The following is a 15,219-nucleotide window of genomic DNA, read 5'->3' as shown; positions in this document are numbered from 1 at the left end:
CTAGACTAAGGCCCTCTAAAGCATTGTACCAGACAGGTTATGTACTTCATTTCGATAGTTATGAAGGTATGGTAGCACTACTAAAAAGGAATGTCAAAACAGCTTTTTAAAATGTATTCTGTAGACATATTAATATACTATGCGGTATCTTATAATTTTCAAAATATTAATTTAGAAAAAATTACAGTAATTCAAGTTATACAATGTGCGTAGATGAATTATCACTATTAAAAAATAATACTTTGTTTTTTGAGGCTATATCAACTTACCTAAAAAATATCCGGTAATAAGTAACCCGAAACCACCTAAATAACTAAATAGCATATAGTTTATTCCCACGTAAAGATGTTTATTGTTAAAAAGTCCTATTAACTCGGAATTCAAAGTTGAAAAAGTTGTAAATCCCCCTACTACTCCAGTTCCCCAAAAAAGAAAGTAATTCACTTGAAGATGAGAACCAAACATTAATCCAAGTAAAAATGCACCGCTAAGATTAATTAAAAAAGTTGCTAGTGGCCAGTTTTCTTTGAAATGTTTTTTTATTTTTAGTGTTAGTTCAAATCGCAGCAAAGATCCGATAGCAGCACCTAAACCAATCATATATATCAACTTATTCTTCTCCTCGTATCATTTTACTTCCTAGGCAGCTTCCTATAAGCGATCCTAAAAAAGCAAGTATAAGTCCTCCAAAAATGTTGCTTGTTAAATAGAAAAATAAATATTCAGAATTATGAAGGAGGGTTAATTTTAAAATATCAAGATTAAAACTTGAAAAAGTTGTAAATGATCCTACGAAACCGGTGCCCAAACCAATTGTTAACCATTCCGCAAAGTTTTTAAATGTTATAAAAAAATATGTCAAAAAGCTTAACAAAAAACAACCAATAAGATTGACAATAATAGTACCATTAAAGCTAAAACATACACTGCATAGGTAACGCAATATACCGCCCCAAAAAGCAAAGAATAGTACACTTAGAATATTTATTAGATTTTTTTTCAATCAATTATCCTCCTCTGAAATAATCATCCGTACTTTCCAAGGCCAAGTCTGTCTCAGAGAAAAGAGTTTTTAATTATAAGTAACTCGCTGCTAGGCAGAGCATGTTAATTTTAATGGTAATCATGTTTGTCAAAAAGCTATTAAGGCAAACTAATCTTCAACTACCAATTCTACTTTAATTCTATCAGGATCTTCAAAATAAAGAGCATAATGCTCATTTCCGCCTGCATAGGGATATTCATCTGCATATAGTTCCTTGTATTTTGAAGAATTCAATTCTGATTTTATATGAGCAAGAATTTCTTTATTTGAAATTGAAAATGCTAAGTGATTTAGACCAACTCTTGTCCGATTATAGGGTGGTAGCAGTTTACTTCTTTTGGCTTGAACAAAAACGATATAGCAAGAATCATCTTTAGTATAACTTATACCATTTTTCCATTGCTGATAAACCTTATAACCTAAATGTTTGACCAATAACCATTCCCAAAATTTTTTAGAAGTGTACAAATCTCTGACGTATATTTCTATATGATTAATCATTCCTGTTTTGCCCACGCTAACAGCCTCCGGTACATATTGCCTTTTAATTAACTTAATTTTTTGATAATGACACATTGAAACAATTCAATTTGAAAGCTTATTTTTTTTAAAATACAGTAGCAATGAGAAAAAAACTACTAAAAAGGTGCCTAAAACTACATAGGTCCATTGCTGCCAACTGCTAATAAAAAAGCCAAAAATAAAATCACCGACAGGTTGAACTCCATCAAAAAATAAAAAAGTTAAGCCAAATATTCTGCCTAAAAATTTAATGTCTGTTTCATTTTGAATAAAGGTAGTAATGCTGCCAAAAAATCTTGCTTGAAAAATACCATAGCTTAAAGCGATTAGAATCCAAGTAAATAGAGACAAAAAAGTTCCACAAATAATAAGCACGAAACCATAAATAAGTTGTTCGTAGTATATTCTTTGAGATGTAACTTCGCTTTTTTGGAATGTTAGCCATAAGCCCCCTAATAGAGCTCCAATAGCAGAAATTGTTAGAAACAAACCATAGCTTGTTGACACCCCTTCAAAAAAATGATGAGCAATATAAGGTGCGGCTAACAGAAAGCCAGCATAACAAAAATTAAAAAATCCCATAGCCAACATGTACATTAATAAATTGGGATGCCCTTTAACATATTTGAAGCCAATCAGCGTACTGGTAATAATCGACTCTCTCTTAATCTTTTTCTCTTTTTGATTCTTTTTATATGGAATTAATAAATTCATTAAAAGAGCACCAATATACGAGATAGCATTAATTATTAAAAATTCACTGAAATCAATATTCTTAACTGCTAGCAAGACTCCGCCAATAAGTGGTGCACCGACATTAGCCAAATTAAAAAAAGTATTAGAGACTGCATTAAATTTCTGCAAATGTGCTTTTTCGACCACTTCTGGTGCAATTGCCTTAGCTGCAGGGTAATTTAACGCAAGCATTAAATTCAGAATAAAAGTAATTACAACTAACAACCAAATTTGCGGTTGCTGATTATTTATGTAAAAACCACTTATAAAACACATTAACGCTGAGACGACATCTGTCCATATTAAAACTTTTTTTCGATTGTACTGGTCGACTAATAATCCAACTAAAAAATCTCCTAAAAGAAACGCTAAACCTCCAAGCCCTTCAATCAGTCCTAACAATTTAGTATTGCCGGTTGTCCGAACAATTAACCAATTGAGTCCCAATACGTAAATAGCAGAACCTAATTGTGAAGCAAATGGACTAAATACAAGTGGAAAATATGTTTTTTTTGATTTATTCATCATAATTACTAAGGATACATTAAAAAAAAGATGGAGACAATACTCATATCCCATTTAACAGCGGCACAACACTTTTTACAAAGCCAAAAAAATTAGAATTTTATAAATAAGATAAAATTTTTCAATCAATTAGTTAGTTTCATTTGCAATTTGTAGTATATGTAATGGGCTAGTGGCTAGTGTACTAACTAAAAAAAGTTTTGACACATGCCGAAAAAATGTTTCCCTGATCTATAGGCAGATTGTGCCCTGCATCTTTTAAAACCACTAGATTACTTTTTTTAAAGTTCGATTCTAACGCAGATTGTTCCTTATAGCCAACATCATGGTCGTGTTTGCCTAAAATAAAAAAGGTTGGAATTTCCGTGTGCCATTCTTTTATTTTTGGTTCGTCTGCTAATTCATAATATTTAAAATTATTATCCTGTAGTTCTTTAATAAAATTGAAATTGCATTTTTCTAGTCCAACAACAATTTCAGCAAGATACTTCTTCCAAGTTAATCCATTAATAACAATGTTCATCTTTAAAAAATCGGCGATATACTTACTTGATGCATGAGAGGAAAACATTTTTTGCTTAGTACGTAAATGTTTCTCGGTTATTCTCTTTTTTGAATTTGCAGTGACAACTGGACAAGATAAAAAAAGCCCTTTTACTCGAGCAGAAATTTTGTATGCAATTCCGAGAGCTAAGTACCCACCATATGAGTGTCCGCAAATATAAAATTTATCAATATTCAGTGTGTCAATAAGTTTTATAATCAATTCTACTAAATAGTCACTACTGGGATGAGGATCTGAAAAAGAGTCACTTTTTCCCATACCAGGGAGGTCAATGTATATTTGTTGATATTTTTCGCAATTAAGAAATTGGCTGTAATTGATTTTCATGAAGTTCAAGTCTAAACATAGACCGTGAAGCAAAACAACTGGCTGCCCCTGTCCTTCTATAATGTAGTGAATATTAATACCATCAATTGATCGTTTCATTTAAAATCTCTTTTCTTTAAAGGAGTAGATGTCTACCTTAAAATGCAGACAGCATTTGCTGCAGCGACACCTATGTAAAATTTCATTTAATTCACAAGATCACTCACAGTTTATTCTATATTAGTATTTTATCAGTTATTTTCTATATTTAAACCTAAAGTTCTAAGAATATCTAGATCTACGTTTTTATTTCCACCTTCTTCTGTCAGATAATCGCCTAGAAAAGTTGAATTTACTAACAAAAGTGCCATTGATTGCAAATATCCAAAATGTTTTTCTCGTCCGGCGCTTAGTCGAAGCTCCTTATTAGGAAAAATAAACCTCATCATAACCATTATTTTTAAGCACTTAAGTGGTGTCAATTCGTTTTTCCCTGCTAGGGGTGTTCCGTCAATTGCAAGCAGAAAATTAACCGGTATAGAAAAAGGATTTCTTCGTTTCAAATCAAAAGCAAGTTCCACTAATTCCTCGTCTGTTTCACCCATGCCGCAAATAAAGCCAGAACAAACATTAATTTGATGATCATGAACTTTTTCCAAAGTTGCACATCTATCATCATAATTATGTGTTGAAGCTATCTTGCGATAATTTTCTCTTGGTGTATTTAAGTTGTGATTTATTCGATCTATTCCAACGTTTTTGAGCTGCTCTAATTGCTTATCATCTACAAAACCAGCAGATAAACAAATTTCAAGATTAAGTCTTTTCTTTATAATAGGAATTATTTCGCAAAGTTGGTTCACCTCTTTTTTAGAGGGTTTCGTTCCGCTGAGTGCAATACAAAAAACAGTTGCATGATTCTTTTTCGCTAGAATTGCTTTTTTTAAAATTACAGCATTTGGAACTAAACCATATTTTTCAATTTTTTCAGTACTTCTTCGCGATTGGGCACAATACCCGCAATCTTCATTACAAATACCTTGTTTTGCGCTTAAAAGAACATTTAATCTTAAAGAATTTCGAGACACTTGATTTTTTAAATAAACACCTGCAGCAAAAATTGACCACCACTCTTCTTCACTGTGCAGGATGTTAAGCGCCTCCTCTTCTGTTATTTCTCTGTTTTCAATTAATATTTTTTGTGCCAGTTTCATATAATCCAATTTTATCTGTCCTTTCAGTTAACTATTTTTATAGATTTAGTTGACAATAAAATAATCACACATAAGGCGTAAAAAGGCAAGGTTTGGTTAACTGTATTTGACATTAAGGTTAACAAAGATGTATTGTTTAATTCGTAATTAATTATTTAGGAGGTCTCTTATGAAAATAAGAACGATAACGCAAGTTGCTTTAATGACTGCTATTTTAATTATGCTAGGGTTAATACCAGGCATTCCATTAGGTTTTATTCCAGTACCAATTGTTTTGCAAAACTTAGGAATTGTACTAGCAGGCGCTTTGTTAGGTTCAAAGAAAGGAACTTTAGCAGTTTTAATGTTACTTATTTTGGTAGCTTTGGGTTGCCCTTTTCTTCCCGGTGGTCGTGGCGGAATTGCAGTTTTTGTTGGCCCTTCCGGGGGTTATTTGGTCAGTTATTTACTTTGTCCTTTTATCATGGGAGAAGCTTTAAAATTATTTTCGAATAAAAACCAACTAGTGGATTTTGCTATAATTTGGATTATTGGCGTTGTTTTCATAAACACATGTGGAGCCATAGGTCTGAGCGTGATAACAGGAATACCGTTGCTGAAAGCTATATTTTCTGTCTTGGTTTTTATCCCTGGGGATACAATAAAAGCAATTGCAGCAGTATTTATATTTGAAAAACTAAAAGCTAATGCAGCTTTTAGGAGTAACATCTAGTTTGGTACAGGGTCATTAATTAGAGGGTTTTGAATTGAAAATTCTATAGCGTCGTATCATTTTTGAATAAAGGGCTATAAAATCAGTAGAGAATTAACATTGTTTAAATGTGAAATGTCTAAAATAAAAAAGTTGTGGCAGAATTGATATCGATCTCTGTGTCACAACTTTTTTAATATACAGTATACTTGCAAACTAAAAGACAATTATGCCAAGCGAATAAAGTTGAATGTCTCGTCAAACTGTCTAAGTAGGATTACGTATATGTTTTTTAGAATTAAAATGCTAAATTCTCGGTTGAAGCATCTAACCAGTCATACTGAATTAATTTTTTCATTTTTTTATTTACAGGAATCCAGAGACCGTTTCGCAAAAGATCAAACATAACTTGAGTGAAAAGTTTGTCATTTTTTAATTTGTCAGGTTTATTGATTAAAAGTAATTCATTAGTCTCTGTTTTACAGATAATTTGTTGCTTTCTGACCCCAACTATTTTAGCTGAAACAATATTCAGATTAATATTCATAAAATTATCTCCTTCTATAATTGACATTGCAGCCTTTGACTCAATGTAATTATTATAGGTGATAATTGTTAACATCTTTTGAAGCTAAGATTAGTTCTTTGATAAGAAAAGGCACGAGTTTAAGAAAAAAAGTTAAAAAGCAACTGGCGTTTAGATATTATTTGTAATTTTTATAGTAATTATACTTTTTGTTAATTTTAACGTTACATAATTCTCTAGTGCATTAACAAATTATCAATTAAACGTTTGAAATGAAGCCTATCTGTATTTTGCACAAATACAAATGTTGCCATTATATCTCTTGTCTACAGATTCGTGGATACTTTAATTATCAATGAAATTCTTGAGTTTAAGTGGTATTTTCAAAAGTACTACGGTATACAATTATTTTTTTGCATTTATCGAGGCTTTTATAAAAACACAAGAAGATTGAAATTGTATTAACAATTCAAAATTTTAAGTATTTGGAAACACCATCCAGATTATGCAATATCCTCAATTAAAGTTAAAAAAGAATATCAAAAATCAATTCTGATTTTTGATATTCTACAAAACATTAATTTAGCTTGATCAGAGAACTTAATTAATCCAATCAGCAATTCTTTTAATACCAACCATAAGTTTCCCAATGTGTTTTTGCAGCAACCCAAGATCCATAACGAGAGGCTACATATTGATTAGCAACTTTTTCTTGATTAGCGGCTGATAAGTCGCCATTCAAGTAACTAAGAGTTAATTGATATTTACCATAATACTGTCCATTTTGAGCAGTATATGAACCGCCTGATTCTTTTTGAGCGATCCAATCCTTAGCTGCCTCTTCTGCACTTGAACTAGATGATGTTGATGTGCTTGAATTTGACGTACTTGTATTATCACTTACGCTAGAACTTGAGGTAGCAGTGTTTGCTACTGTTGTTGTATTTGTATTCGAATTTGTTTGGTTTCCGTTACTGAAGCTGCTATTTGTGTGGTAAGCAGCAATACCTTTTACGGGATGATATTTATAGTGATAACTGTATCTATATTGTGAAGTTGATCTGTTATATTGTGCTGCAATTGGTTGTCGATTTCCACCATGATTCGGTTGAATATTGTCAGCGTTAGCTGTTGTGACTTTAAGGGCAAAAATACTAGTTGTTGCAAGAGCCACAGCAGTAAATTTTTTTCTTAATTTCATATGGTTATATTCCTCCTATTAGTTCCTTGACTTAATCGACTATGCTGACAAGTATGGACTAATAACATAACAGAGGTGTTTTAACAAGATTACTAATTTTTTAAGATTCTAAAATAAAGTCAAACTAGTGTAACATTAGTAATAAGGCATTCAAAGTTTAGCAAGAATTATTAAGTATTATTAATTGTTTGATTTAGTTTTTGTTAATTTGTATTAAAATAATGCTTCATCCTACTAACAGCAAGATACAGTACCATTTTTAGACGAAATATCAACAATAATTCTCCTATAACAAAAAAAGACTGTAAATTCTTTATTTAAAAGTATTTCACAGCCTTTGTGTGCAATTTTTATTGTGTAACTTTTCTAATTAGAGCCAATCAGATTGCAGTCTTTTAAATTATTCTTTTGCAGATAGCTAATGTACCTACCTTCTCAGCTGTTCAAAATGCTAATTATGTTTTGCAGTTATTTTTTTACGATACGTGCCACAGCCCAGAATAATATTAGTATTGCAACTAATATTATTACTGACAGTACTATGAGTGCCCTTTGGGTCCCAATAGCAGTCAAATAGACTTGATTGCCATTTTTGTTTTGGCTAAGTGCTACAATGGCAGAAACAATTGATGTACCAGTTGCTCCAGCAAATTGCTGTAATGTGTTTAAAATAGCATTGCCATCACTTTGCTGTTCCTCTGTTAGTACAGACAAACCGCTGGTCATTATATTACCAAAAGATAAGCCAATACCAAACATGTATAAAAAGTACATAATTAATATCATAATATTACTCATTTTCAAAGCTGAAAAAGAAAAAAGTAATAAAGCAGAAAAAGTAACAAGACTGCCAGTATAAATTGGCTTTTTAGGACCTAAAGAATCTAAAATACGTCCGCTGAACGGGGCCAATGCAGCCCCCAGCAAAGCACCAGGCAAGACCAATAATCCTGCTACGGTTGAGGAGGACTTGTTGACCAGCTGCACATAATTTGGAATAAGGAAAGATAAGCCTAACGCAGTGATTTGAAGGCAGAAAAAAGCGATGGCATGTCCCGAAAATATTCGGTTTCCTAATATATAAAAATTAATAGCGGGTTCTTTGATGGTTAAAGAGTGCCAAATTAACAATAACAAACTGAGCAAACCTAACACTAGTGCTCCCCCCAAGGACCAGTGCCAAAAGGGGCTACCTAGATGACTAAAACCAACAATTAGACCAGTGAAAGTTGTGATAAGCAGCAATACACTGAGAAAATCAAATTGTGAAGGCTGAATGCGCGTTTTTTGTTCAATGCTTTTGTAACCTATAATCAATGAAATCAAAATCAAGGGAATTAAAAGATAGAAGATATAGCGCCAACCAATACTAGCGACAACTATCCCTCCGAATGTAGGGCCAATTGCAGGTGCAATTGCTGTTATTAATGTACCTAATCCCATCATCATGCCGATCTGGTTATCCGGAATCTGTTCAAGAATGATGTTAAACATAAGCGGTAAAGCAATTCCGGTTCCACACCCTTGAATGATGCGACCGAATACTAATAAGGGAAAGTTTGCAGCGCAGGCATCAATAATCAAGCCACACAAAAAAAATAAATTAGCTGTTATGAATAATGAGCGCGTTTTAAACTGTCGTTTTAATGTGGCTGATAGTGGTACTATCATAGACACAGTCAACAAGTAACCGGTGGTCATCCATTGTACAATATTAGTGGTAACATTAAATTCAGTCATTAACACAGGAAAAGTGATATTCATCGCTGTTTCCACAACAACTCCAGCAAATGACATCAAACCAGTAGCAAGTATTGCAGCTATCACTCGTAGACGGATCCTCATATTTAATGATTCATTCATTATTATCTTCCTTACTTTACTTTTAAAACATAAAACAATTTTGTCTATTAAGCTGTCTAATCTCATTTACACTTCAAAAAACATAATTTTTTTAAAAAACTCTCGATTCTCATTGTAAAAAACGTTCTTTGCGAAAGCCCTAGCTGCAAAAGTTGCTTTAGTTTTTCGACCTACGCGGGTTGAACTTTTCCAATCTGTAAAGTTGTTCATCTAAAGTGGTAACCCCATTTTTGAATGAATACCCCATTTTTTGATAAAATTTTAATCCAGTAATTGAAGCGGGAATCTCAATTCTATTAGCACGTTTAAAATATTCATCTCGTTCTAAAGTCTCAATTAATCTTCTACCAATACCGTGTCCTTGATAGTTAGGTGAAACAAAAATATTAAACAAACTGCTCTGATCTTTTTTGCCCCAGTATGGTCCAATTGAACCAACCGCAACTATCTTGTGTGCAACGTCATCAATAAAAACATAGCAATGAAAGAATTTAGACTTTTCAATAAAATCACTGCTGGTTAGATTTTTAAGATCATCTTCTAAATATTCGCGTGAATAGTCTTTAATATTAGTTGTGAACATTGTTGTAGCGACCAATTCGGCTACCTCATCCGCGTCACTATTTTTAAATAAACGGCTTTTTATCACTGCTAATTTCCCTCTTTTCCCATGCATGTCTTCGTTATACAACTATCAACTGACATTATATCCTTGCAGCATTTCAGATAACTATTATAAGCTGAGTATTGAGTGCAAGATAGTCAACTACAATCAAAATTGCTTGTTAATCAATCGCACCTCATTAGAATTTTCCCGTTGCTTTGACCTGATTCAAGCAATGCATATGCTTTCTTACCTTCTGATAATGGAAATATTTTTGGATCATTAATAGTAATTTTCCCATTAGAAAAATAATTAGCTAGTCTGGAGAATCTAACTTGTCTTTCTTTTTGGCTGGTTAAATAATCCCACAGGTCTCCAGTCATAATGCTTTTTGAATTTTCAAGCAGTTTTATCATGTCGACTTTGTCCGGATCTCCACCGGCCATTCCGAAAAAGATAACCTTTCCTCTATGTTTAAGGAGTGAGATGCTCTGATTTAGGGTTTTTCCAACTCCATCGAAAACTGTATCAAATTGACCGTTTGCTTTGTTTTCCCAATTACTCGACCGCAGATAAACTTCGGTTGCTCCTTGCTGTAAGGCTAAATTTTGCTTCTTCTGAGTGGAAGTCACACCATAAACTTTGATACCATCTGCAACAAGCATTTGAAGAAGAATTTGTCCAACACCACCACTAATGCCTTGAATAAAAACTTGTGCATTCTTTTTATTTTTTGCTAAATCATGAACTAAAAAATCAGCCGTTAGACCTTGAAGCCCAATTGAAGCAATTGTTTTTTCTTCAATATAATTTGGAACCTTTATTATTTTTGAGGCCGATACAGCTACCAACTCTGCATTTGAAAACGGAGCATCAACAAAAAACACCTTATCTCCAAGGTGTAAATCAGTAGTTTTCTGACCTAATTTTACAATCTTACCTAATCCTTCGTAACCATTGATATATGGACTATGTGATTCAATATGGTAATCTCCTCTGCGCCTATAGATATCTGCAAAGTTTAGTCCAATGTATTTCATTTTTACCAAAACTTCATCGGTTTTTAACCTAGGATCAGGTAACATACCATATTGTAGAACAGAATTATCTCCAAAGTTTTCAAAATATAATGCTTTCATTGGATGAGTCCTTTCAAAAAGATTTATAATTATTGTTATTGTAACGATGAATAATGAGACGTTCAAGTTTTTCTTAATTAACTACAAAACAAACCATGCATCAATTATATACATGATTTGTTTTGTATGAAAACTTCATTTTTAATTATGTCAGTTTAAAAAATGCATCAAAGTGCCACTTTCCCAGAGAATATAGAAACCTAACCCAATATAAACAAAAGCCGTAATGTAGTCGCCGAATCTTTCCAAAAGATTTGCAACCCAAGGTATTTTGCTTAAAAGAAGACTAGTTAGGCAAAATAATGAAATCATAACTAAAAAGGTGAGTATCACAGTAATACTGCTAGCTAGCGTCATCTGGGCAAATAACGGGACGTAGATACCTATATTATCAGCACCACAAGTAACGATGGTGATAGTAGCTACACTCAGAAAAACATTTTTTTTACTTTGCAGATGTTTTTCCACAGCAGCTTCAGTATCCTCTTCGTTTGAGATGAGGAGATGAACTCCCATAAAAATTGGAATCAAACCTAATAAGCCAAGTAACCAATCTTCCGGTATTAATTTTAAAATATTTGCTATAAATAAACTAATTACAACTAAGACAGCAGTTCCAAATAAATTTCCCGCATAAACTGACCAATGATTTCTTTTGTTAACAGTCCCAAAAATAATCATCAGAACAACTAAGTAATCAATACTCGTTGAAATATATGCGGTAATTCCTGTAAAAATAGTTTGCAGCAATTTATTCCACCTGCTCTTTTACAATTTATTTCATATGTTATCATAAACATATGAAAACAGCAACATGTCAAATGCTGAAAAAGGCTTTTTTGAACAAGTCAAATTGTTTTAAGTAAAACAATTATTTAATAAATAATTTTCATTTGAAAGAGTCAGAACGAATATTAAAACTACTGAGCAATTCAACTTATTTGCAGCTGCTTAATATCCTTGAAAAAAGGCAGTTAAATGTTAGCGAAATCTATGAACTGCTAAAGGGCAGAATAATCTGTTTCTCACTTTATCTTGCTATTTTGTGCAACAACCAGTTGGTGAGTACAAAACGAGCTGGTAAAACTATCTGCTATCGGTTGGATAATCAACAAATTATTAGAACTGACCACGTAATTAGTGACGAGATTCACAATAAATAATTGATTACTTAGTATTTTAACAGTTTTGCATTAAAAAAACTGTCACTGTCATTTATTTTCTATTTTTAGATTCCTTATCCGTACAATTTATTCAATTTGTCAGTAAAAAGCCTTATTTCCGCAATAGTATTAACGGAACTAAACGAGATGCGAATATACCGTGTTGTTTCCTCTTCGGTCATTCCCAAGGACAACAAAGACCGATTAGGCCTTGGGTCTTTGATGCTGCAAGCACTCACAGTTGAAAAACAAAAACCTAATTGCCCCATCCTAGTCACTGCTTCTTGTGCCTGAACATGTGGCAATATCAATCCGCAAATTCCAGGATAAGTTCCATGTAAAACTTGAATTTTGGGTGAAATGTTTCTTTCAAGACTTTCTTGCAACTTTTTTAAAAGTGCATAATTTGTTTTAGTTTTGGGATATGCTTCTTGAAAAACAGTTGTCATGCTGACAATACCGGGCACATCCAAGGTTCCTGGTAGAAAACCATTTTGTTGGAAAACATTGTTATACTGTGGAACCGTTAGGGCGTTTGGTGAGATAAATAATAGACCGCTTCCCTTAGGACCATTAAATTTGTGCCCGCTACAACTGAAGCCAGTTATGCCGGAAAAATCTAGAGGAACCTTTGTTGCTGCCTGAACGGCATCTACAAATAGCGGTATATCGTTTTTAGCTGCAATATTTTTCAACGAACTAATGTCTTGAACAATTCCCGTAATGGAATTAACAGCTTGGATTACTATCAAAGCTGTTTTGGCAGAAACATTATTTTCCAAAATAGTTGGTGTAATTTTGCCTTTTCTGTCTACAGGAAGAATGCGAACTTGTGCTTGTTTTTCGTCTTTTAATCTATCCAAAATCTGATAAATCGATGAATGTTCAAGTGGACTTACTAAAATTTCATTTTTTCCATCCCTAATTCTTGCCAAGGCGCTAAGACCAACTTGGTTACTTTCTGTTCCACCACTGGTAAATATAAGACCATCTGGTATTACATTGAGTAATTTTGCAATAGTCTGTCGTGATTCATCAACCAATAAATTACTTTGATTGCCAAAAAAATGCAGACTTTCACTATTCCCATAAAAGTTTTCTGCCACTTCCTTATAGGCCTTTAAGGCAGACATACTCATTTTTGTTGTTGCTGCATTATCGAAATAAATCATTTGTATATCCATCCTAACTAAGATTTAACATTGTATCTAGAGCTTTTTTTGCCCAAAAGGCGGTCTCATCATTAACTTTGATAACATTCAAATCTGCTGAATTATTCACTAAACTATCCATCGTAAAAGCCAAGTGAGGAAGATCGATTCGATTCATCAAAACACAAGAACAGGCAATTGGATTCAACAACATTACTTTCTTATTGGTATATTCTTTCTGCAGCCGTTTTACTAAGTTATTGTCTGTTCCTACAGCGATCCTTGTACCCAATGGTGCTTGCTGGATGTATTTAATAATGGCAGCTGTAGAGCCCACTTCATCAGCTGCATTAACTACATCGTTTTTACATTCGGGATGAACAATAACTTTTATATCGGGATAAGCTAAACGTAATTTTTTTATTTGTGCTACATTAAATTGCTGATGTACAGAGCAGTATCCATTCCATAAAATAATCTTTAATGCTTGTGGATCATCCGCAAGCAATGTATCAGTTAACGGATTCCAGACTCCAAGTTCACTTTTGGCAATTCCTAGTTTTAAAGCTGTATTTCTCCCCAAGTGTTGATCTGGTAAAAAAAACAGTCTCTTTTTCTTTTTTAGAGCCCATGCAACTACTTTAAGTGCATTTCCTGATGTAACAACAATCCCATTCTTTTTTCCGACAAAGCTTTTGATGGCCGCGCTAGAGTTTACATAAGTTACAGGCATAATGTCTGTCCCATATTTTTGGGTTAAATAATTCCAGGCTGTGGTGACTTGAAAGGCATTAGCCATATCTGCCATTGAACAGCCAGCTGTTGGATCAGGAAGAATCACATCTTGATCGTTATCTGTTAAAATATCTGCTGTTTCAGCCATAAAATGCACACCACAAAAAACGATTTTACGTGCTTGTTTGTTTCTAGAGGCAACTTGAGCCAATTTGAGTGAATCGCCTGTTGCATCTGCAAATTGAACAATTTCGTCTTTCTGGTAATGATGTGCAACCAAAAAGAGATCTTTGCCAAATTCTCGCTTAATTTTATTAATACGTTTGACCTGCTCTTTAGGATCCTCATCATAGTATTGAGCTAATTTTAATTTCTCCGTAATATTTGGTAAATTCATGACTTGATAACACCATCCAATACGAAGCTGATATCTAGTGGCTTAACTTCATTGGTCAGGCAGCCAAGAGAAATAAAATCAACACCACAGTCTTTATAACGAGCAATGTTTTCAAGATTTATTCCCCCAGAAGCTTCTGTTGTTATATGCGCAGGTACCTCTTGCATCCATTCCTTAATTACCTTAGGTTCTTGATTATCAAACATTATAGCGTCAACAGTACTTTTAACAGCTACTGCAAGTTGTTCTTTTGTTTCAATTTCCACTTCAACCTTTGTCATTGGACCAATATTTTTGGCGACTAATGACAAAGCTTTTTTTATTCCGCCTTTTGCTGCTAAATGATTATCTTTTAACATTAGGCCAGCGCAAAGATCAAAACGATGATTCTGTCCGCCCCCAATTTTAACTGCATATTTGTCAAAATACCTGAGACCTGGTGCAGTTTTACGAGTATCCGTGATACTTATTGTTGAATCTCCCAATCTTTGAACTGATGTATTTGTAGCTGTTGCAATTCCACTCATTCTTTGCATTAAATTTAAAATAACTCTTTCACTGGCAAGAACATTCTTAGCTGCTCCATTGATTCTTCCAATAACAGTACCAGCCTTAACTTCTTGTCCTTCTGGAATAATATCTTGATAATTCATTCCTCGCAAAATATCACAAATGATACGCGGAATACCTTGCCCGCATACTATTCCACTCTTTTTTGCAATCAATGAACCACTGACTTTTTCAGACTCAAAGAAAAACTCACTGGCATCTCCAAAGGAAAGATCCTCCAGTAAAAATTCTTCGATCTTTTTTTTTGCTAATAAATAATTCATCAAA

At 33.3% G+C, this 15,219-nt stretch carries 16 protein-coding genes; 1 reads left to right on the top strand and 15 read right to left on the bottom strand.

From position 1 onward, the window contains the following. Positions 1 to 255 precede the first annotated feature (255 nt). From crcB to bioB, 6 genes are all read right to left on the bottom strand, one after another. On the bottom strand, positions 256 to 600 hold the full coding sequence (gene crcB, locus FD20_RS05750) for a fluoride efflux transporter CrcB (protein WP_057736653.1): 345 nt from the start codon (positions 598 to 600) through the stop codon (positions 256 to 258). Between the two features lie 10 nt (positions 601 to 610). After that, positions 611 to 1,003: a fluoride efflux transporter FluC gene (locus tag FD20_RS05745; RefSeq protein ID WP_057736613.1), complete on the bottom strand. Its 393-nt coding sequence runs from the start codon at positions 1,001 to 1,003 to the stop codon at positions 611 to 613. Positions 1,004 to 1,153: 150 nt separating this feature from the next. Beyond that, positions 1,154 to 1,561: a VOC family protein gene (locus FD20_RS05740; RefSeq protein WP_057736611.1), complete on the bottom strand. Its 408-nt coding sequence runs from the start codon at positions 1,559 to 1,561 to the stop codon at positions 1,154 to 1,156. Between the two features lie 69 nt (positions 1,562 to 1,630). Beyond that, entirely contained in the window at positions 1,631 to 2,827 is a 1,197-nt protein-coding gene (locus FD20_RS05735) for an MFS transporter (RefSeq protein ID WP_235807720.1), read from the bottom strand. A gap of 184 nt (positions 2,828 to 3,011) precedes the next feature. Continuing rightward, the gene (locus tag FD20_RS05730) at positions 3,012 to 3,818 is read right to left on the bottom strand and encodes an alpha/beta fold hydrolase (protein ID WP_057736607.1); all 807 of its coding nucleotides are present in this window, start codon (positions 3,816 to 3,818) and stop codon (positions 3,012 to 3,014) included. Between the two features lie 131 nt (positions 3,819 to 3,949). Further along, positions 3,950 to 4,912: a biotin synthase BioB gene (bioB, locus tag FD20_RS05725; RefSeq protein WP_057736651.1), complete on the bottom strand. Its 963-nt coding sequence runs from the start codon at positions 4,910 to 4,912 to the stop codon at positions 3,950 to 3,952. A gap of 169 nt (positions 4,913 to 5,081) precedes the next feature. Here bioB and FD20_RS05720 point away from each other — a divergent pair, with 169 nt between their 5' ends. Beyond that, entirely contained in the window at positions 5,082 to 5,624 is a 543-nt protein-coding gene (locus tag FD20_RS05720) for a biotin transporter BioY (protein WP_057736605.1), read from the top strand. Between the two features lie 277 nt (positions 5,625 to 5,901). Here the strand turns inward: FD20_RS05720 and FD20_RS05715 are convergent, their stop codons facing one another. From FD20_RS05715 to nadC, 9 genes are all read right to left on the bottom strand, one after another. After that, entirely contained in the window at positions 5,902 to 6,150 is a 249-nt protein-coding gene (locus FD20_RS05715) for a hypothetical protein (RefSeq protein WP_057736603.1), read from the bottom strand. A 604-nt stretch (positions 6,151 to 6,754) separates the two neighbouring features. Next, positions 6,755 to 7,330 (bottom strand): aggregation-promoting factor C-terminal-like domain-containing protein, encoded by a 576-nt coding sequence (locus FD20_RS13720; RefSeq protein WP_057736602.1) that lies wholly within the window; start codon positions 7,328 to 7,330, stop codon positions 6,755 to 6,757. A gap of 468 nt (positions 7,331 to 7,798) precedes the next feature. Then, complete coding sequence (locus tag FD20_RS05705) at positions 7,799 to 9,193, bottom strand: MFS transporter (RefSeq protein ID WP_057736600.1); 1,395 nt, start codon at positions 9,191 to 9,193, stop codon at positions 7,799 to 7,801. 157 nt (positions 9,194 to 9,350) lie between these two features. Further along, entirely contained in the window at positions 9,351 to 9,842 is a 492-nt protein-coding gene (locus tag FD20_RS05700) for a GNAT family N-acetyltransferase (protein ID WP_057736598.1), read from the bottom strand. Positions 9,843 to 9,982: 140 nt separating this feature from the next. Further along, positions 9,983 to 10,936 (bottom strand): zinc-binding dehydrogenase, encoded by a 954-nt coding sequence (locus FD20_RS05695; protein WP_057736597.1) that lies wholly within the window; start codon positions 10,934 to 10,936, stop codon positions 9,983 to 9,985. Between the two features lie 150 nt (positions 10,937 to 11,086). Beyond that, the gene (locus FD20_RS05690; protein ID WP_057736596.1) at positions 11,087 to 11,686 is read right to left on the bottom strand and encodes a cadmium resistance transporter; all 600 of its coding nucleotides are present in this window, start codon (positions 11,684 to 11,686) and stop codon (positions 11,087 to 11,089) included. 487 nt (positions 11,687 to 12,173) lie between these two features. Further along, complete coding sequence (locus FD20_RS05685) at positions 12,174 to 13,271, bottom strand: cysteine desulfurase family protein (RefSeq protein WP_057736595.1); 1,098 nt, start codon at positions 13,269 to 13,271, stop codon at positions 12,174 to 12,176. A gap of 13 nt (positions 13,272 to 13,284) precedes the next feature. Further along, positions 13,285 to 14,382, bottom strand: a complete 1,098-nt coding sequence (gene nadA / locus FD20_RS05680; RefSeq protein WP_057736594.1) for a quinolinate synthase NadA — start codon at positions 14,380 to 14,382, stop codon at positions 13,285 to 13,287. Continuing rightward, on the bottom strand, positions 14,379 to 15,215 hold the full coding sequence (nadC, locus tag FD20_RS05675; RefSeq protein WP_057736593.1) for a carboxylating nicotinate-nucleotide diphosphorylase: 837 nt from the start codon (positions 15,213 to 15,215) through the stop codon (positions 14,379 to 14,381). The genes nadA and nadC overlap by 4 nt, the downstream gene beginning before the upstream one ends. Positions 15,216 to 15,219: the final 4 nt, after the last annotated feature.

The sequence above is a fragment of the Liquorilactobacillus uvarum DSM 19971 genome (assembly GCF_001434935.1).
Taxonomy (GTDB): domain Bacteria; phylum Bacillota; class Bacilli; order Lactobacillales; family Lactobacillaceae; genus Liquorilactobacillus; species Liquorilactobacillus uvarum.
The sequence above is the reverse complement of the archived record's forward strand: the minus strand, read 5'-3'. Positions and strand labels throughout refer to the sequence as shown.